Source organism: Aggregatilinea sp., assembly GCF_036822615.1.
Classification (GTDB): domain Bacteria; phylum Chloroflexota; class Anaerolineae; order Aggregatilineales; family Aggregatilineaceae; genus Aggregatilinea.
The window spans coordinates 1-19,456 of record NZ_DAISHJ010000099.1; the positions used below are offsets into that span (position 1 = coordinate 1).

At 64.1% G+C, this 19,456-nt stretch carries 17 protein-coding genes; 5 read left to right on the forward strand and 12 right to left on the reverse strand.

Annotated features, from left to right (window positions below):
* The 9 genes from V7116_RS19905 to V7116_RS19945 all read right to left on the reverse strand — a co-directional run.
* A partial coding sequence (locus V7116_RS19905; RefSeq protein WP_324393721.1) for a carbohydrate kinase family protein occupies positions 1-715 on the reverse strand: 715 nt, incomplete at its 3' end.
* Positions 716-973: 258 nt separating this feature from the next.
* Positions 974-2,230 carry a hypothetical protein gene (locus tag V7116_RS19910; RefSeq protein ID WP_324393722.1) on the reverse strand — a complete coding sequence of 419 codons (1,257 nt, stop codon included), beginning with the start codon at positions 2,228-2,230 and terminating at the stop codon, positions 974-976.
* An 86-nt stretch (positions 2,231-2,316) separates the two neighbouring features.
* Positions 2,317-3,885 carry a hypothetical protein gene (locus V7116_RS19915; RefSeq protein ID WP_324393723.1) on the reverse strand — a complete coding sequence of 523 codons (1,569 nt, stop codon included), beginning with the start codon at positions 3,883-3,885 and terminating at the stop codon, positions 2,317-2,319.
* Positions 3,886-3,898: 13 nt separating this feature from the next.
* A complete protein-coding gene (locus V7116_RS19920) occupies positions 3,899-4,843 on the reverse strand; it encodes a nucleoside hydrolase (protein ID WP_324393724.1) in 945 nt (314 codons plus the stop codon).
* Positions 4,844-4,876: 33 nt separating this feature from the next.
* Positions 4,877-5,386 carry a DinB family protein gene (locus V7116_RS19925; RefSeq protein ID WP_324393725.1) on the reverse strand — a complete coding sequence of 170 codons (510 nt, stop codon included), beginning with the start codon at positions 5,384-5,386 and terminating at the stop codon, positions 4,877-4,879.
* A gap of 405 nt (positions 5,387-5,791) precedes the next feature.
* Positions 5,792-6,709 (reverse strand): pseudouridine-5'-phosphate glycosidase, encoded by a 918-nt coding sequence (locus V7116_RS19930; RefSeq protein ID WP_324393726.1) that lies wholly within the window; start codon positions 6,707-6,709, stop codon positions 5,792-5,794.
* Between the two features lie 66 nt (positions 6,710-6,775).
* Positions 6,776-7,735 carry a carbohydrate kinase family protein gene (locus V7116_RS19935; RefSeq protein WP_324393727.1) on the reverse strand — a complete coding sequence of 320 codons (960 nt, stop codon included), beginning with the start codon at positions 7,733-7,735 and terminating at the stop codon, positions 6,776-6,778.
* Positions 7,736-8,015: 280 nt separating this feature from the next.
* Positions 8,016-8,306 (reverse strand): hypothetical protein, encoded by a 291-nt coding sequence (locus V7116_RS19940; RefSeq protein ID WP_324393728.1) that lies wholly within the window; start codon positions 8,304-8,306, stop codon positions 8,016-8,018.
* Between the two features lie 283 nt (positions 8,307-8,589).
* Positions 8,590-10,062, reverse strand: a complete 1,473-nt coding sequence (locus V7116_RS19945) for a hypothetical protein (RefSeq protein ID WP_324393729.1) — start codon at positions 10,060-10,062, stop codon at positions 8,590-8,592.
* A 392-nt stretch (positions 10,063-10,454) separates the two neighbouring features.
* On the opposite strand from V7116_RS19945, the gene V7116_RS19950 reads away from it, so the two are divergent.
* Positions 10,455-12,119, forward strand: coding sequence for a helix-turn-helix domain-containing protein (locus V7116_RS19950; protein WP_324393730.1), 1,665 nt, complete (start codon positions 10,455-10,457; stop codon positions 12,117-12,119).
* A 281-nt stretch (positions 12,120-12,400) separates the two neighbouring features.
* Here the strand turns inward: V7116_RS19950 and V7116_RS19955 are convergent, their stop codons facing one another.
* Positions 12,401-13,603, reverse strand: a complete 1,203-nt coding sequence (locus V7116_RS19955) for an aminotransferase class V-fold PLP-dependent enzyme (protein WP_324393731.1) — start codon at positions 13,601-13,603, stop codon at positions 12,401-12,403.
* Between the two features lie 354 nt (positions 13,604-13,957).
* Between V7116_RS19955 and V7116_RS19960 the strand changes: the two genes are divergently transcribed.
* Both V7116_RS19960 and V7116_RS19965 read left to right on the forward strand, forming a co-directional pair.
* A complete protein-coding gene (locus V7116_RS19960) occupies positions 13,958-14,605 on the forward strand; it encodes a cyclase family protein (protein WP_324393732.1) in 648 nt (215 codons plus the stop codon).
* 89 nt (positions 14,606-14,694) lie between these two features.
* The gene (locus V7116_RS19965) at positions 14,695-15,081 is read left to right on the forward strand and encodes a response regulator (protein ID WP_324393733.1); all 387 of its coding nucleotides are present in this window, start codon (positions 14,695-14,697) and stop codon (positions 15,079-15,081) included.
* Here V7116_RS19965 and V7116_RS19970 read toward each other — a convergent pair.
* Together V7116_RS19970 and V7116_RS19975 are read right to left on the reverse strand one after the other, a co-directional pair.
* Positions 15,078-16,025 (reverse strand): class I SAM-dependent methyltransferase, encoded by a 948-nt coding sequence (locus V7116_RS19970; RefSeq protein WP_324393734.1) that lies wholly within the window; start codon positions 16,023-16,025, stop codon positions 15,078-15,080. The genes V7116_RS19965 and V7116_RS19970 overlap by 4 nt on opposite strands.
* A gap of 90 nt (positions 16,026-16,115) precedes the next feature.
* Positions 16,116-17,543 (reverse strand): GAF domain-containing sensor histidine kinase, encoded by a 1,428-nt coding sequence (locus tag V7116_RS19975; protein WP_324393735.1) that lies wholly within the window; start codon positions 17,541-17,543, stop codon positions 16,116-16,118.
* A gap of 221 nt (positions 17,544-17,764) precedes the next feature.
* On the opposite strand from V7116_RS19975, the gene V7116_RS19980 reads away from it, so the two are divergent.
* Positions 17,765-18,127 carry an ArsR/SmtB family transcription factor gene (locus V7116_RS19980; RefSeq protein WP_324393736.1) on the forward strand — a complete coding sequence of 121 codons (363 nt, stop codon included), beginning with the start codon at positions 17,765-17,767 and terminating at the stop codon, positions 18,125-18,127.
* A gap of 105 nt (positions 18,128-18,232) precedes the next feature.
* On the forward strand, positions 18,233-19,456 hold a 1,224-nt coding region (locus V7116_RS19985), incomplete at its 3' end, for a heavy metal translocating P-type ATPase (protein ID WP_324393737.1).

Below are 19,456 nucleotides of genomic sequence, written 5' to 3' on the forward strand. Positions count from 1 at the left end.
CCGGAGCCGCCGCCGGGACGCGCACGCCCTCGCCGCGCGGCAGATCCCACACCTCCGCGCCCGCCGCGCCACACCGCAACGCGAGCACCCGCCCGCCCAGGTCCCGGCAGCGCCGCACGATGCCGGGTATATCGTCGCGTCCGGTGAGCCGCTGCGCCTCGAACAGATTGGGCGAAAAGACGTCGCAGGCGTCGAGCAGCGCGCGCAGATCGTCGTCACTCAGGAGCGCGTCGGAAGGCCGGAACGGTTCCAGACTCACGCGCTTGCCCAGGCCGCGCAGATGCCGCGCAAAGACGAGATCCCGCGCCGGATCGTCGGGGTGAATGCCCCAATGGAAATGGCGCGCGGCGCGGTACGCAGGCGGCAGCACGTCCCAGTTCCGCGCCAACTGCACGCCCAGCGACGGCCCCGGCACGCGCCAGAGCTGCGTGCGCCGCCCGTTGAATTCGAGCACCTGCCACGCGCGCGGCGTGGGTTGATCCGTGCGGCGCACGCCGTCCAGGTTCACGCCAGCGGCTTGCATCGGCGCGAGTGCGTCTGCGTCCAGATCCGCGCCGACGCCCGCTACCAGCCCGACTTCCGCGCCCGATCCGAGCGCAGCGGCCATGCCCCACGCGGTTTGCGGCCCGCCTCCGCCGAGCACGCCCATCTGCGTAACGCCCTGCGGGAATACGATATCGTCCAGAATGATCCCGAATACAATGTAATCGATCACGGTGAGTAGCGAATAGCGGTTAGCCGTTAGCGGTTAGCTCAAAAGCAAAAGCGGTAGGGGCGTATCTCAATACGCCCCGTTCTAGCCGGTTAAACATACGTTGTTTTTCGTAGGGGCGGGGCTTGCTCCGCCCGGTTTTGCAGGCAGGGCAGGTTTGTAACCTGCCCCTACGACGACAGACGTCCGCTGGCCGAGATCATCCGAAAACGCGGATGTTGTAGGAGCGGGTTTCTAACCCGCCCGCTGTTGATCCCCCAACTACATCCCGCCGTACGCCCCCGTATTCAGCACGGCCTGATTCAGATCCGTGCCCACGGCGGTCACGCTGCCATCGACCAGCGACAGCGCGAACAGCGTCACCGGGACGGTATCGAGCTGCTGCTGGCCCACGTCGGCCATCGGGTTGATCTGGCCGCTGGTCACCTGCTGGACCCACAGATCCAGGTTCGGGATCTCGCTGAACAGCACCGCCGCGCCGTCCGGCGTGGGCAGGATGCGCCCGATCGCGTACCCCTCGGAGATGTACAGCGTCGATTCGGTCCCATCCGCCAGCGCGACCTGATACAGCCCCACGGTCATCACCGGGAATTCCAGCATCGACGGATCGGATGCGCCCAGCGCCTGGGCGAGCTGCTGCTGCTCGTCGGGAGTCGCGGGCAGCGTGCGGCCCGTCTCCTGGCGCGTGCTGTAGAACAGGGTCGCGCCGTCTGCGCTCCACGCCACCTGATCCGCGCCGGGCTGCGAGGCGACCGGCGTGCTCTGGCCGGTAGCAAGGTCGATCACCGTGAGTTGGCCGTCGGCCACGCCCGCGACGCGCGTCCCGTCCGGCGAGACGAGCGCATTGCCCATCGTGTCGCTGAGCACGGTGCTCGCGCCGCTCTGCGTGTTCAACAGCGTGACGCCGCGTCCCGTACAGTTCGTCGAATAGACCACGCCCTGCGACGTCAGTGCGAAGATAGGATGCGCGCCACCCGGCCCCGTGCCCGCCTCGGCCCAGTAGCGCCAGTCCGCCGGGCTGGACGATCCGCCGCCGCAGCCGACGCCGAACGTGAACGTGCCGATCTGCTGGGGCGTGCCCACTACCGGATCGACCACGTACGCATTCGTGATGGGCCCGCCGGGACCGACTTCAGACTGTTCGAACTGGCCGGTATCCACCGCGTAGACGAGCTGGTTATCGGCGCTGAACGTCACCGGCAGCCCGGACGCCAGCCCGGACGCGACCTGAACCGGTGCGCCGCCCGCCTGCTGGTCGTACAACCACAGCACGAGCGCGTAGTTTTCGTCCCAGCGCGTGAACGCAAGATACTGCCCGCTGGGGCTCCAGGCCATCGACAGCGTATTCTGCGCGGGCGTTTCGGTCACCTGAATGGGCGTATCCCCGAAGCCGTACAGGTAAACGTTGCCGCCCGAAATCGCCGCCAGCGGATAGCTGGTTTCGCCCTGAGCCGAAACGTTCATCAGCGGAACCAGCAGCGCGAGCGCCGCCAGAAGAATCACAAAGCGAGTGCGCATATCGTCACCTTTCGTTTCAGTACGAACACGATCACAGACTCTATCACGTCTCTATGGCGTTCCTGCGCGGGCGGATGGCGCTCCCCCTACGGCGCGCCGCTTTCTGGCGTATGGGTGCAGTCGGTATCGAGATTCAGGTACAGATCGCCCGCTTCGGTGCTGGCGATCTGCTCCAGACGCGTGCCTTCGCTGAGGATCGCGTAATCGTCCGCGTCCACCAGCACATAGCGCGATTTGGCGGGCAGATCGAGCTGTTCCGCGACGGCATAATACGACAGGCCGATGCCGCCGGGGATGCCGATCAGCGCGGGCGAATAGGACTCGTGATAGTCGATCAGCAGCGTATTGCACCACGCGTCGTCCTCGTCCGCGTAGTAAATCAGCACGTCCGCCGTCGCGTCGCGGAAGCGCTCGATGCTGGACTGATCGGCGTCCAGGTACGCTTTGCCGTAAGCGAGATAGTAGTTTTTGAACGGGATGACCATCAGCAGGTTGCTGGCAACGATCAGCGCGACCCAGCGCCAGCGCCCCAGCGCGACCAGTACCAGCCCGGTCAGCAGCAAATGCGGAGCCATCACGCGGTAATCGCGCCAGCCCGCCATCAGGTACAGCACGAAGTTGATCAGCAGGATCACGCCCAGGTTATAGGCGTTGAGCCACGCCAGCGTAAGCCCGGTCGTTTCGCCCCGCCTGCGCCGCCACAGCCAGATCGCCGCGCCCGCGAAGATCACCGTCAGCGCCACGATCTGCACGCGCTGCGCGATCTCCAAACTGACGCCGCGCCCGAAGAAGTCGATGTTATCCTCGATGTTGCGCGCGAGCTGGTCCGTCAGCGTTTGGACGGCCTCCACCGGGCCGTCGTCCCTCAGCGCGTCGGCGGTCTTGCGCGTCGTATCCGACAAAAAGTTGGTGCGGTAGGGCGAGTAAAGGTAGCCGCTGGTGATGGCGATTACCACCGCCATCAGCGCGCCCGTGCCCAGCACTGCCGCGATCGCGGTCTTCCACGTGCGCCGCCGCGCGGCCAGCACGATCACCGGGAACGCGACAAAGATCCACGTCATGCGGATCAGCGACACGGCCACGATCGCCGCCAGCAGCGCCGCGATCCACCTGCGCGGCACGTCCGGCCCGCGCGCGACCAACCCCGCCAACGCCGCCGCCAGCAGCATGGCGATCGCCTGGTGGAAGCTCTCCTGCATGCCCGACGGGATGTAAAACAACACCGGCCAGCTCGTCCCGATCAGTGCGCCCATCAGCAGCAGGCGGCGCGCGTCGGGCCGGACCAGCACAATGAACAGGATCAGCCCGGCGGTGACGAAGCCCAGGTTGAACAGCAGAAATTTATACGGCTGCCAGCCGAAGATCCGCGCCAGCGTGCCGTAGATCGCCGGGAACAGTGGGCCGTGCGCGTCGAAGTGCGACCACGCGGCAGGCGCGATCAGCTCGTCGGTGGCGTAGTAGCCGCCGTTGAAGCCCGCCGCGCGGAAAGTATCCACCATGCGGTAATAGTACAAGTCGTCCAGCGGGAAGTAGTGCGGCACGAAGTCGCGCACGGAGGCCCCGGCGTACCCGTACACGAACGCGCCCGTCACCACCAGCGGGATCAGGATCACGCCCAGCACCAGCACCCACCGGATCAGCCTGTTGCGGTTCATACGCACTCCTGCCTTACATCAGGCGGCTGCGTTCGAGCGCCAGCAGCCGCTCCGCATCCACGTCTACACACACGCCCACACGCGGACGCTCGCGCCATCCGGCGGGCGTTTCGCTGTTGCCCGTATACGGCCACGTCTTGCCCCGGCTGATGCCCTGCGTCTCGACGCGCACCGGCCACTGCTCGACCGTGAACAGCGTCGGGTCGATCGCGTACGCGATGGCCGACGAGTCGTGCACGTAGATCCCGCGCAGACCGGGATAATACTGCTGGTAAAACGCGTGGTAGAACAGCACGATGCGCGCGATGTGCTGCGCCAGTGGATTCTGCGCGTGCCCGTAGGCGTCGAGGTGCTCCGGCGACATGACGACCTTGTGCGTCACGTCCAGCCCAACCATCACCAGCGGCCAGCCCGCGCCGAACACCACGTCCGCCGCTTCGGGATCGCCCAGGATGTTCGCCTCGGCGGCAGGGTTGACGTTGCCCAGCGCGAGCGCGCTGCCGCCCATCAGCACCACCTCGCGCACGGCGTGCACGAGGCGCGGTTCCAGCCGCAGCGCCAGCGCGATGTTGGTCAGCGGACCCACGGGCACCAGCGTCACTTCGCCGGGCGCGGCCATCACCTGCTCGATGATAAACGCCGCCGCGGCCTGATCGACCGGCTGGGCGGCGGAGGGCGGCAAAAAGACGTTGCCCTGCCCGTCCTCACCGTGCACATCGAACGCATAACCCCGCACCGGCCCCGCCAGCGGGTGCGCCGCGCCGCGCGCCACGGGGATCTCGGTGCGTCCCGCGATGTCCAGCAGGCGCAGCGCGTTGGTCGTCGCCGTGCCCACGTCCACGTTGCCAAAAACCGTCGTCAGGCCGATCACGTCCAGTTCTGGCGACTTCAGCGCGAGGAAGATCGCCATCGCGTCGTCGATGCCGGGATCGGTGTCGATAATCAGTTTGCGCGCCATAGAACTACCTCGGTCTGGGAGCGTCCGGCGGGCTTACGCCTCCGGGTGATAGGTCATGTCCGGCGGGAACGATCCGACGAACTCCGGCAGGTTCTTGTGGCCGAGCTGCTGCCGGACCGCGTGCGCCTCGCCGGTATGGAACCAGTAATGGTAGATGTTGCGCAGCAGCATCGTGCCGATCGACTCGGTGCGAGGCTCGCCCATCCAGAAGAGGCGTTCCGACAGTTGGGCGGTCGTCAGCGTCTCCAGGTAGAGGTCCGCCGCCTCGGTGATGGTGCGCCACGCGGCCCACATCTCGTCCAGGGGCGGCGTGCTGGCGGGTTTGCCAGAGCCGACCAGTTTGTGCAGGTCGGGCACGACCGTCCGATCCTGGGCCAGCAGCACCCAGTAGCCCTGCTCCTGGCTGGCGAGATGCCCCACCATCCAGCTCAGGCAGTTCATCGGGCCGACGCGCTTAACGGCGTCCTCGGCGCTGACGCCTTCCATGCAGCGCGCGAACTCGCTGCGGGTGAACCGGAGCTGCATAACCAGCGGGTGTGCCATAAAACGCGCCTCCTCAAAGCGTGGTCAGAACAATAGTGATCCGTGCTCAGTCATCAGTAAAGCAGTTTTGCGCCGGAACGGGGTGCTCCACCTGCGTTTGGAAATGCAAGGCAGGTTACACGCGGTTCAACTTTTAAATCCGGCCAAAACCAGGGCGGGTTAGAAACCCGCCCCAACACACCTCGCATATCCTGCTTGTCTCCCCTCTCCAGCCCAGACTGGAGAGGGGCCAGGAGTGAGGTCGCGGTGATGACCGGATTCATCTATTAAACGGGGTAAACCCGCCCGTTTTTGTCCCAAAACCAGCGTATTTCCGTAGGGGCAGTTCATGAACTGCCCCTACCGGGTCAGCCCGTGTTCGGCTGTTGACTGGCAACTAAAAACTAACGACTAAAAACTGCTCTTTCACGGCAAGACGGCCAGCGCCGACGCGATCTGCGCGCCGGTGCGGGCATTGTTGACCAGCGCCGCGATGTTCGCCTGCTGTGAGCGGCCTTCGGTCAGTTCGAGCACCTTCGCCAGCACGAACGGCGTCACGTCCTTGCCGTGAACGCCCGCCGCGTCGGCCTGGCGCGTCGCTTCCGCGATCGCCGCTTCCGCCACGTCTTCGGGCAGCGCCTCAGCTTCGGGCACGGGGACCGTCACCAAAATGCCGTGTGCCAGTTCCAGCGCGTCGCGCGCGCGGGCGATGCGCGCCACGTCTTCGGGCGTGTCCACCCGCTCATCGACCGGTAGCCCGCTCGACCGGCTGTAAAACGCGGGCAGCGTCTCCGTGCCGTATCCGATCACCGGCACGCCCTGCGTTTCGAGCACTTCCATCGTCAGCGGCAGGTCGAGGATCGACTTCGCCCCGGCGCACACGACCGTGATCGGCGTGCGGCCCAGTTCGATCAGGTCCGCCGAAATATCCTGCGGGTGGCCGCGATGCACGCCGCCGATCCCGCCCGTGGCGAAGACCTGAATGCCCGCCATGTGCGCCACGATCATCGTGCCCGCGACGGTCGTCGCGCCGTGCTGCTTCAGTCCGACGACGATCGGCAGGTCGCGGCGGGAACACTTACGCACGCCCTTGCTGCCCAGCCCGCCGAGCATCTCGATCTCGGCGCGGCTGAGGCCCACGCGGATCTGCCCGTCGATCACGGCGATCGTGGCCGGGACCGCGCCCTCGGCACGGATCGCGTCTTCCATCGCGGTCGCCGTCTCGATGTTGGCCGGATAGGGGAAGCCGTGCGTGATCAGCGTCGATTCGAGCGCCACGACCGGCGACCCGGCCAGCAGCGCCGCGCCAACTTCATCGGAAATGTACAGGTGTGCAGTCGCCACGAGCTTATATCCCTTCGCTTTCGTTTTTAACCCTCGCGGGTTTCTCTATGTCAAAAGTCAGAATCCCTAACACGGCAGCGGCAGGGCCAGATCTTCGCCCTGCACCTTGAGCACCGAGCGCACGTCCGACGCGTGCGGCGCGTTGCGCCCCGCGCCGGTCTTCCGAACCGCCGCCGCGCTCATCGCGTTTGCCAACCGGCCCGTCTCGTACAGCGACAGCCCGCCGAGCCATCCCGCCACGAACGCCCCGGCGAAACAATCGCCCACGCCGACCGTATCCGTCACCGGCGCGTCGAAGCCGGGCACGTGAATCTGCTCCTGGCGCGTGATCACCGTGCAGTCCCGCGTGCCGTGCCGGACCACCAGCACACGCGGACCCTGCGCCAGCACGTACTGGTACGCCATCTCGCCGGTCCGTCCTTCGCTGATCAGGGGGATTTCCTCGTCCGCCGCCAGGACGACATCCGTGTGGCACAGCGACCACCAGATCATGTCCGGCAGCACGGTGTCCATCATGGGGCCGACGTTCAAAAACACCGGGATCCGCTTGGTGCGGGCATGTTCGGCGGCCCGCACGACCAGCGACACGATGCGCCGCTCGGCCAGTGTATATCCCGCCATGTACAGCGCTTCGGCCCGCGCGATTTCCCCGTCAAGGCCATTCGGATAGGGCAGATCGGGCCCTTGCCCGAACCGCCCAATAAACACGTGATCGGTCGTATGCGGATCGGTCAGCACCAGCACGACGGATGAGCTGGAACTGGGAAGCGCGATCGCATAGCGCGTATCGATGCCCTCGGCACGGAGCAGATCGAGGATCATCGTCCCGAACCCATCTGTGCCAATGGCGCCCACCGGCAGCACGTCCAGACCGACGTGCTGTGCCGCGAACAGGAAGTTGCCCGCCCCACCCGGCTCGATCTGCTGCCAGGCTGCAATCTGGTGCTGGCCGCTCTGCACGGGAAGCCGGGCGGGCATAACAACGTCGAGCACCAGATCGCCCAACGAAATGACACGCTTAGACATGGATTGGTCCTGCTTAATTGCTGGTCGATCGCAACTGGTTCTTTGCCATTGGCGCAGTCGAAGCAGTGGAGAGGTGCTCTGTATGCCGATCACGCAAATGGCGAGGCAACACTATAACGCGGGTCGGCGAAAAAATGTAATCTTATGTACCGGATAGGCTGCGCCTTAGAGCACGCACGCGGCGACCCTGGCACAAACATAAAGAGCGAGCATTGGCGCTCGCTCTCTACACGATCAAAACAGGCGTGAGGCCGGTGATCCGGCCTGCACAGGGGGCCGCTTACGGCGCTTCGGTCGCCTCGACGGTCGCTTCCATCATCGCTTCCGTAGCGGCGGGCATAGCGTCCACCGTGGCTTCGCCCATCGGCTCCTCGGTCATCATCTCTTCGGTGGCCTCAACCGTCACGAAAGGCTCCGGCGCAGCCTCGGTCATGACGGGGGCAGCCGTGGGCGCTATGGTTGCCGTGGGGGATTCCTCTTTGTCGTCGTCACCCCCGCAAGCGGCCAGCGCGAGCATCGCACCCAGGGCCAAAACAACCAGCAGTACCATCATCCGTTTATTCTTACGCATCTTCTTCTTCGCTCCTTATAGTCATCGCTGTGCGTCATCACATAGATTGTGAAAAAACGCATCGTCCAGATGATAGTGCAATCGCCCGGCGACTAACCAATATAAACTTGGTAATTATCACCAATATGGCGGCCTCCGGGGGCGATTTCGAGCCTCGAACGCGACGGAGCGGGATCACATTTGCACAGTGAGCCGCGCACCCTGGCACATGGACTCCAACAAAAACGTGCCGCCGAATTTGGGCAGTTCGGCGGCACGCGACAAAAGCGGTGAATTGAAGGGGTTAACTGCCCGCGTCGAGGCCCGCCTGAGCCATCAAATCGCGGACGCTTTCGCCCCGGTAGGACCAGTCGCAGTTTTCGTCGCACAACCGCTGCAAGATCGGCGCTGCCGCCGCCGCGTTGCCGCCATCCAGATAGTTGCGCGCGTTCAGATAGCGCTCGGCAAAATCCGCCTCATACAGCAGGGTTTCAGGCTGGACCGTGCCCAGGTCGTCGGCGCGGTAAATCAGCAGGATGCCGCGCAGCAGCTTATCTTCGCCATCGGGATTGGCCCCGCGCAGATAAATCGTGCCTTGCTTGGTCAGCGCGTTCATCAGCATGGCCTGGACATCGGCAGGGCGGTAATCCGGCGCAGCCGCGCGCAGCGACTCAGCCCAGGCAATCGTCGTCTCGAAATCGCCCAGACGCGCGGCCTGTTCGGCCTGCTCGTACATGTAGGCCGGATCGTTCTGATCGACGGGCGCGGGCGGCGCTTCGGTTACAACCGGTTCCTCGGTGGCGAGCGTCGGTTCCTGCGTCGGTGTGGCAGTCGGCGTCGCCGTGGCGGGCAGCGTGGGCGTGATGGCGTTCATCGTCGCGGCATACGCCCACTGCTCGCGACTGTCGAGCATATACTCCGGCCCCGGCTGGATCGTCTCGACGATCCACGACAGGCGCTCCATCGCCAGCCCGTAACGCCCCGCTTCGATGTCGTCCTGCGCGGCCTGATACTGCACGTCGAGTTCGGTCGCCATCGTCTGCGTCAGCTTGACGTCATTCGTTGCCAGCCCGTCCCGGTATCCGGCGACGGCGGCAAGGCCGACCAGCGTCGCGCACATACAAATCGAGCCCAGCATCACCACGGCCAGCATCAAACGCGGCACGCGCCGCACCGGCACGGCTGCGACGGGAGCCGTATCGTGCGCGGGATCGTAGGGCGGCTCGGAAATCGCAACTGCGCCGCCAGGCTGCTCCTGCGTTACCGTGCCGTAGGGCAGATCGGGATAGGCGAACGTGCTGGCAGGCTCGTCAACGAGCTGCGGCGGTTCTTCCGCCTGCTCGGCTGCCTGCTGCACCACGATTGCCTCGTGCAAGCCTGCGGGCGCTTTGGGGCGCGTCGATTCCTCCACGCCGTTCGCCTCGTCGTCTTCGTCCGGGTCTTCCTCTTGTTGATCTTCTTGATCTGCAGGGTCCGGTTCCGGCGCGTCGAGGTCGTCTGCCGCTTCCATTTCGTCGAGGTAGGCGTCGTCAAGGTCCGCGTCGCTCACGTCAACGGCCTCTTCTTCCGCGACCGGCAATGGGGCCGCAGCGGGACGATCGGTCGCCTGCACCGCCTCATTGGGCGCAGTGTCTTCCGCCGCATCCGGCGCGGGAATCTCTGCCGCCGCGTCAGGATCGGGCACGGCGACCGGGCGGGTCGATTCGTCGGTCACCTCAGGCTCCGGATCCCACGCGGGGCCGGATTCTTCGGGGCGTTCACGATAATCTTCGGACATGACACTCTCCGCGTCTTGTGCCTTACCGGATGTGCACGAATCGTCGCCTGGGCGATGCCATTGTGCGAACTATGCAAAAGGCGTGCCAGTTGGGGCTGGAAATCTCCCGGCAATTCTGGCATTATATCGGCTCGCCAAATGCTTTTCCACGGCGTTTCCCACACGACGAACTGACGTAGGCATAAGATTAATTGGCTTAAGAAATCTTAACTCGCCCAACGAAAGCGAGTTCTTTTGTGCACTTTGCCTAAGTCTGTTCGTTAGAATCTCATAAAACATGCCTGAAGACACCCCGGACCTCAGAACCTACAATCGTAAGCATCCTTCCAAAGGTTTTTGTGCATTCTGACAAAACCGGAACGATGCCGCGCGTTATTCGGGGGAGAAGTACCATGAGCGCCGTCACATCTACAGCTTCATTGAAGTCCCTCCTCAAGCTGGCCCTGCCCATCGGCAGCCGCCTGGTGACCGGGGACCCCGCGACACCCGTCAATTGGGTGTGCCATCTCCGCACTCGCCCTCCCATTTTTGCCGATCTCGAAGGGGGCGAACTGGTTCTTGTTTCGACGGCTACATTGGCGAACTATCAAAAGCCCTTGACCCTCGAAGCCATTATCGAGGATCTCACTGAAACGAACGCGAGCGCCCTGGGGGTGCGCGGCACGATCACTCCCCGCGCCCATCAGGTGGCCAAGGCGTGCAACTTCCCGGTCATCGCGCTGCCGGAACGCGCGATTCTGCCGCAGGTTGAGCGCGCTGTCCAGCGCTACTTTAATAACCGGCAGGCCCAGCTAACCCAGCGGGCGTTCGAGCTTCAGCAGACGCTCCAGCGCCACGCGGCCAGCTATCGCGGCCTGACAACCATGCTGAATGCCCTGGCCCGCATGCTGGATCGCCCGGTCGTCATTCACGACCGGCGCGGCGCGGTGATCAGCCGGGGACTGCCCGCCTCGCACGGGCACGACTGGGATTCGCACCTCGCGCTGGCGGGCGGCTCGGAGTTCATCCGCCGCTTCGACCTCGACGATCGCACGTTCTTCGAGGACGACTGGCAGATCATCCGCAGTCCCGCCGGGCTGACCGCCCCCTTGATTTGTGAAAGCCGCCTGCTGGGCTACGTTTCCGTGCTCAGCGCAGGCGAAGCGCCCGACGAATTCGACCTGATGGCGCTCGAATACAGCGCTTCGACCTTCGCCCGCGAGCTGGTCCGCCAGCAGACGGTCGATCTTACGGTCGAAACCACCCCGGTGCAGAACGACTGGATCGGGGAATGGCTGAACAGCCCCGTCGCCGACGATACGCTGTTGGCCCTGCGCGCCGAAAAAGACAGCTTCCAGTCCGGCGTGTGGTACTCGGTGGTCGTGTTCCACTGGCTGCCCTCGGCGGAACGGGCGGGCGGCGCATTCTCGCCGGAGCGCATGGTCAAGCTCATCCAGGGCGAAATGCACCAGCGCCGCATCCAGGCCCCCGTCGGCCAGTACGTGGACCGCGCCGTGCTGCTCTTCCCGCTGGACGAGCCTCAGCAGACGCAGCGCCTCAAGCAGATCGTGAATCTGCTGCACGACAACCTGACCAAAGCCGCGCCGGATGGCGAGGTGACGGTCGGCGTCGGGCGGCCCGTCTACGGCCTGACCGCGCTGCGCGAATCGTTCAAGGAAGCCGAGCGCGCCCTGACACTCTCCGAGCAGCTCTGGGACGAGTCGCAGGTGGCGTTCTTCGGAGACCTCAGCCTGTACGAGCTGCTGCTCAACGTGAGCGATCCGAACGTGCTGTCCAGCTTCTGCGATCACTGGCTCGCGCCGCTGTCGTCCTACGACGACCAGCACCACACCGACCTGCTGCCGACGCTGCACGCCTACTTCGCCAACAACGGCAACATGGCGCGCACGGCGCACATCCTGAACATTCACCGCAACACGCTGGTCTACCGGCTGGGCCGCATCACCGAGATCATCCAGTTGGACATGGACGATCCGAACGTGCGCCTGAACCTGCACCTCGCGCTGAAGGTCCAGAAGATGCTGACCGCGCCCACGGCGAACGTCCGCAGCGCGTAAGCACCCTATTCTTCGACACGCGAAAACGCCGGGAGGCATTCACCTTCCCGGCGTTTTTTTTGTTGTTGACCGGTGAATGGCGGGGCGTACTGACGCCCTTTAACTTTTAAAACCGGACAAAACCAGGGCGGGTTAGAAACCCGCCCCTACAATCCCCGTCGGGACGGCTTTTCTCCCCTCTCCAGCCCAGACTGGAGAGGGGCCGGGGGTGAGGTCGAGGTGCTCCGCCCCAGCCTTAAACTAACAACTTCAAACTAACGACTAAAAACTGCTCTTGCCTCTTACGTCACGAACACGCGGCCCTGCGTATGCTGCTGCCAGCTTCCGTCCTCAAGGATCGCGGCGATGGTGTCCATCACCTGCGCGATCTCGTCGTCGGTGGTGTAGAAGTGCGGCGCGATGCGAATCCCCGCGCCCTCGCGGTAGTCGATGATCACGTTGCGCGCCAGCAGCTCGCGCGAGACTTCATAAGCGTGATCGCCGGGGCGCACGGTCACCGTGCCCGCGCGATCCGCGATGGCGCGTGGTGAGTTCACCTCGTACCCGGCCTGGTCGGCCAGATCGATCAGCAGCGACGTCTGGCGGATCGACTTCTCGCGGATGGCATCTACGCCCACCTGCGCGACGATCTCCACGCCCGGCTGAATCGCGTACAGCGACGCGATGCCCGGCGTGCCGTTCGCCAGCCGGTACGCGTCATCGCGCAGCTCGACGTGCTCCAGCTCGAACGCGAACGGTGTCTTCTGCGCGAACCAGCCGGTGATCCTGGGCTGGAGCGTGGGCAGCAGATCGGGACGCACGTACATAAACACGCCGCCCGGCCCGCCGCACAGCCATTTGAGCGTGCCGCCGATGTAATAATCGACGTTCCACCCGGTCACGTCCACCGGGATCACGCCCACGCTGTGATAACCGTTGAACAGCACCTGCGCGCCGATCGCGTGCGCTTTGGCCGTGATCGCGGCGGCGGGCATGATGTACGCGCTGCGGAACAGCACGTGGCTGACCGACACCAGCCGCGTGCGCTCGTCGATAGCGTCGAGCAGTTCGTCGGGATCGATGGTCATGCCGTCGTGACTGTGCACAATGACGATTTCCATGTGATCCGGCAGCATAGCCCGGAGCGTATAAATATCCGATGGGAAATCCTGATCGCAAACCACCACCTTGTTACGGCGCGTATCGCTGAAATCGAGCGCGCTGAACAGGATGCTGTTGGCGATGCTGGCGTTTTCGTGGACGAGTACGCTGCCCGCCGGTGCGCCGATCAGCGGCGCGATGAGGTCGCCTACGGTGCGCTTCAGGTCCCACCAGCCCGCGCCGCCCCACACCCGCACGCCGAGCGTCGCCCACTGGTCCGCGAACTCGTGCAGGCGGTCGTACACGCCGCGCGGCATCGCGCCCAGGGAATTGCTGATCAGGTAGTTGCAGGTCGAGAGGATCGGGAACTGGTCGCGCCATTTCAAAAGGGGATCGTCCGCCATTGCTGCTTGCCTCACAGGGGTTCGTTTAAGTAAGAGCATGTGCCCGTCGCGCGAGCACGCCCCTAGTTGTATCGGATGCGCACCATCCTTGCAATCCGTTCCGGTGCGGAGGAGAAAATAACCGTCAGATCAAAACGAATGTAACGCTTTGAACTAGCCCAACGCTGTGTTATGCTAGGGCGTCTTACTAATCACGCTTTTTTATTGGAGATTTAGGATAGGTTCTCCTTGCTGCGGTACACCCTCCTCCCATAGTTAAATCGCTTGGGAACCGTCAGATAATCGTCCGGGCACGGTCAGCCGTCCGGCCATAAAGCAATCTATAATCATTCGCGCAGTTAAGGACGCACACGCATGAGCGGTCTTTCGCGGCAGCCGGTATACGACATCACGCGTCTGCTTTCGCCCCAAACTGCTCCCTGGCCCGGCGATGAACCGTTTGCGTTTGAATTCACAGGGCGGATCAGCAGTGGTTATGCCGTTAACCTGACGCGTATCACCACCAGCCCGCACGTTGGCACGCATGCCGATGCGCCCTATCACGTGGTCGAAGACGGCCTGCATCCCGCCGATCTGCCGCTGGAAAAGTATCTCGGTCCGGCGCACGTCGTGACGGTGGCGCGGCAGCATGGGGGCATCACGCCCGCCGACCTGGAAGGGCACGACCTGGAGGGCGTGCAGCGGCTGCTGATCCATACCTGGGTCAGCGAGCTGCCGGACGGCCAGTGGCCGGACGACTTCCCCTACCCTACGGTCGAGCTGGCCGACTGGCTGGCGGCGCGGGGCGGAGTGCTGCTCGGTCTCGACAGCCCGTCGATGGACCCGTTCGACAGTCGGACGCTGCCATGCCATCACCGGCTGATCGAGCACGATATCGTGAACCTCGAAAACCTGTGTCTGGCCGGGGTGCCGGATGGGCGCTATGAGCTGATCGCGCTGCCGCTGAAGCTGGTGGGGGTGTGCGGAAGCCCTGTGCGCGCCGTTTTACGTCCTCAAACTTGACCGTCGAAAAGTTTCGATTTTTGAATGGTAGAGGCGCGGCGAACAAGGTATGATGGTGATGGTTAGCGCTCACCAGGAGCGGCGGGATTATGCCATCTGTATTAGTCGTTGACGACGAACCGGGGCTGCTGAGGTTGTTTTCAGAGCTGGTTGCTCGCCTGGGCGTGACGACCTTGCAGGCCTCCGGTGGTATCCGGGCGATCGAGCTGCTCCGCAAAGAAACGCCCGATTTGATGATCCTCGATCTCGCCATGCCCGAAGTGTCCGGGCAGGATGTGCTCGAATACGTGCGCACCCAGCCCCGCCTCGATCGCATGAAAATCATGATCCTGACCGCGCGCCCGTATATGGTTCCCGAGGTCGAAGCGCTCGGCATCGACCGGTGGGTGTCCAAGCCGGTCATGCCGATGGAATTCCTCGATCACGTGCGCGATCTGCTTACCGAACAGGGCGACGAGCAGGTCCAAACCAGCTAGCGCGCGTCGATCAGCACCGCGTCCGCCCACCAATAGGGGAACAATCGACGGGTTTCGACCGTGCCGAAGCCTGCTGCGTGCAGTCCATCGACCCACGTTTCGATCGGTCCCTCGTAGTTCGTGCGCGCCGCGCTGCGGTCGAAGTAGCCGAACATCACCGGCATCAAGAAGCCCTGGGCCACCAGCCCGCCGTCATTCGGATATTCCGCCAGCCCGTCCACGTAACGCGCCAGAACGGTCGCCACGCGATCCGGCGCGAACAACGCCTCGAACGCGGGCACGTCAAACTCCGCGATCAGCGTGCGGTCGCCGTGGGCGCGCATCCACGCGAAGATCGACGGGCGCTGTTCGGGCGCAACCGACTGCAAGCTCCACGTCGCTTCGATCACGTCCCAGTGCTCGCTGCCCGTCGTCCGCATGAACGACTGGACCGGAAACGCATAGGCCCGGTAGGACATCTGCCACGCATCGAGCGCGGCGGTAGTCTGCGCCAGCATCGCCTCCGACGGCTCGACCAGCGTCAGCCGCGCGACGTTCTTCGTGAGCGCGGGCAGCAGCGCCAGCCCATCCCCCACGCCGATATCGAGCAGGCTGAGCGTTTCATACTCCTGGTAGATCATGCGCAGCGCGTCGCTGACGGCAGCGTACAGGCCGATGTTGCCGCCGCCGCGAATGAACGCCGCGAACGCCTCGCCATCGACGTACACGCGGGCTTTACCCTGCGCGTTGACGCGTTCCAGATAGGTCACTGCCTCGCGGAACACGGGATTTTCCGGGTCCAGCGCGTTGGCAACGTGCGCCGACAGCAGCGCCTGTTCGATGTCTTCTTCGCCCCAGGCCAGCAGCGCGAGGTAAAAATGCCCCATCGCGGTATGGACTTCCGCCGCCTGCGCCCCGGCATAGCCCTGTTCGCGGTAAATTTGCCACAACCGTTCGACCGTCATACGTGCGCCTCCCTAAAAAGCATCTGCCCGTGCAGACATCGCACCGGGCAGCGCATAACAAGGAATAAGCTCACAACCGGGCGGGGCAGATCACGCTGCTTTGCGCGGCAGCGTGATCCAGAAGATCGCGCCGCCGCCGGGCAGCGACTCCACGTCAATCTTGCCGTTATGCTGCTCGATGATGCGCCGGGTGATCGCCAGCCCCAGCCCCGTGCTGCGCTCGCCCGCGGTGGGGCGGGCCGACAGCCGCGCGAAGTTCTGGAACAGCCGCTTGCGATCGTTCTCGGTGACGCCGGGGCCTTCGTCCTGCACGTTGATGCGCCACGCGTCCGGCAGTTCCTCGGCCCACACGTGCACTGTCGCGCCGGGCGGCGAGAACTTCACGGCATTCGAGAGCAGATTATCGATCACCTGCCGCAGCCGGAACGGATCGCCCTCGATGATCCCGGCTGGCATCCCGTCCAGCATCACGTGCGATCCCTTGGTGCTCGCCATCCGGTCGTGATCGGCCACGGCTTCCATCAGGAAGTCCGCGATGTCGATCGAGCCTTTCAGCAGCTCCATCTCGCCCGCTTCGATCTGCGTGATGTCCAGCAGCTCGTCGATCATGTTGAGCATGTTCAACACCTGCGCCTCGGCGTCCTGCAAGATGGTATCGCGCTCGGTGAGGGACAGATTGTCGTGGAAATCCATCAGGAAGTTCAGCGCCATCTGGATCACGCCCAGCGGGCTGCGCAGGTCGTGCGCGGCGATGCCCAGGAACGTGTTCTTCAGTTCGTTGAGGCGCGTCAGTTCTTCGTTCTGGCGCTCGATAGCCTTGTTTTTGGCCGCCAGATCAGACACCAGCTCGCCTTTTTCCACGATGATCGACAACTGCGCGGCGATGCGCTGGAACACGTCGATGTGAATCTGGGCGTAGGTGTGCGGCTGGAGGCTGGAAAAGAACAGGAAGCCTACCGGCACGCCGTTCGCCACCAGCGGGCACGTCAGCGACGACTGGATCCCCTCGGCCACGATCAGTCGCGTCGATTCGGAATGGGGATGCTCGTCCAGGTAGGAGCACAGATCGTTGAGGATGCGCGGCTGGCCCGAATCGAGCAGTGCCGCCAGGGTGCTGCCCGCCAGCGGCGCCGAAAATCCGCGCCGGAGCTGGATCGGGTGGTAGGTGCTCTTGGCCCACCGCGCCGTGACGATCTGGTCATCCCTGTCGATCATGGCAAAGCCGATGCGATCGTAAGGAATCAGCTCGCGGAAGTCGTCGTAAATGTTGTCGAGCACCTCGTCCAACAGCAGCCCGGCATTGATGCGCGCGGTGATCCGGTCGATGAGGCGAAGCTCCTGGTCCCGGCTTTCGAGGGTGTGTCCCAGGTCTTGCAGGGCCAATCCCAGTTGATCGAGGGAATCATCGGATGGGGTCACTGACAGGTCAACGCCATAGTTGCCCTGCTTCAAACGATGTGCGGTTTCAATCAACAGCGCAATGCGCTCGTCGCCGTTGTTTGCATGACCGTTGCTCATGCGTATCTCCCTGCTGCCCTTTGAGCAGGTCCCGCCGGTATCCGCTCGTTGGCGTGCTGACTGATTTTAAGACTCGTACTGTGAGTTCATTATATTGACTCATACCACAGATGCAATTATTCCAGCCGAAATTGAACGAACGCGATCCGCGCAGACACTTGACACGCCACCGGCGGCTGCCTATACTATACATGAATGAATGCTCATGTATTGGAGTAATCATGTCATCCGTCAACGCCCCGTCCCTGTGCGACAACGAAGTGTCCGCCGAGCAAATCGCGGCGCTCGACGCGCACCTGCTCGACCTCGACACGGCCAACCGGCTCGCGGAGATCTTCAAGGCGCTCAGCGACCCGACGCGGCTGCGCATCATCGGGCTGCTGATGGAGCACGAAGTCTGCGTGCATACGCTGGAAGCCGCGCTGAGCATGAGCCAGTCGGCCATTTCGCACCAGCTACGCGTGCTGCGCCAGATGAACCTCGTGCGCTTTCGTAAAGAGGGGCGCCACGTCTACTACGCGCTCGACGACGAGCACGTGGAGCTGCTGTTCGCGCAAGGCCTGCTGCACGTCGAGCATGGATAAAGCACACACCGCCGTTCTACGGCGTTCTTTTTTGCCCGAATACATGAATGAGTGCTCATGTATTTGGCGTAAGGCAACCACTCAAACGCCAGGAGAAGCGTTATCATGACCGGATCTGAGTCATCCACCCCCAAAACCTACCGCGTCGAAGGCATGGACTGCGCGCACTGCGCGGTCGAGGTCGAAACCGGCGTCGGCAAGCTCAACGGCGTGCACAAGGTCGAGGTGAACTTCGCCACCGGCCTGATGCGGCTCGACGGTGAGGTGCCGTTCGACGTGCTGCAAACGCGCGTGCAGGCATTGGGCAAATCGCTCATACCGCCGGACGATCAGGCGGCCCCCGCCCCCCAGCCGGAGGTCCGGCGCGGCGGGGTGCTCGGCTTCTGGGACTACCTGCTGGCCCGGCGTGAAACGCAGCTTGCCGTCGGCGGCGGGGCGCTGGTGCTGTTTGCGTTCGTGCTGTCGCTGGTCGGCCTGCCGGACACGCCTACGCGCGTCCTGTACGTGATCGGCATGTTGATCACCATGCAGCCGATTCTCAGGAGTGGAATCAACACGCTGCGCATCAACCACGAGTTCGGCATCAATCTGCTGATGAGCATCGCCGCCGTAGGCGCGATCCTGATCGGGGAGTACCTCGAAGGCGCGACCGTGATTTTCCTGTTCGCCGTCGGGGAGGCGCTGGAAGGCTATACCGCCGACCGCGCCCGCGACAGCATCCGGGGCCTGATGGCGCTCAAACCGACGCAGGCGGTCCGGCTGCGCGGCGAGCGCGAGGAAACGGTGCCGGTCGCGCAGTTGGCCGTGGGTGACGTGCTGCTGGTCAAGCCCGGCGAGAACATCCCGATGGACGGGGCGGTCATCGACGGCGCGAGCGGCGTGAATCAGGCCCCGATCACGGGCGAAAGCGTGCCCGTGGCGAAGGTCGCCGGGGATGAAGTGTTCGCGGGCACGATCAACGGCGAGGGCGCGCTGACGATGCGCGTCACGCGGCTGGCCGCCGACAACACCCTGAGCCGCATCATTCGAATGGTGGAAGAAGCGCAGAGCGTGCGCGCGCCCAGCCAGCGGTTCATCGACCGCTTCGCGCACTATTACACGCCCGCCGTGGTGGTGATGGCGCTGGGCGTTGCCGCGATCCCGCCGCTGCTGTTCGGCGCGCCGTTCCTCGATACGCCCGATACGCACGGCTGGCTCTACCGTGCCCTGTCGATGCTGGTCATCGCCTGCCCGTGCGCGCTGGTCATCAGCACGCCCGTCACCGTGATCAGCGCCATTACCCGCGCGGCGCGGCGCGGCGTGCTGATCAAGGGCGGCGCGTTTTTGGAG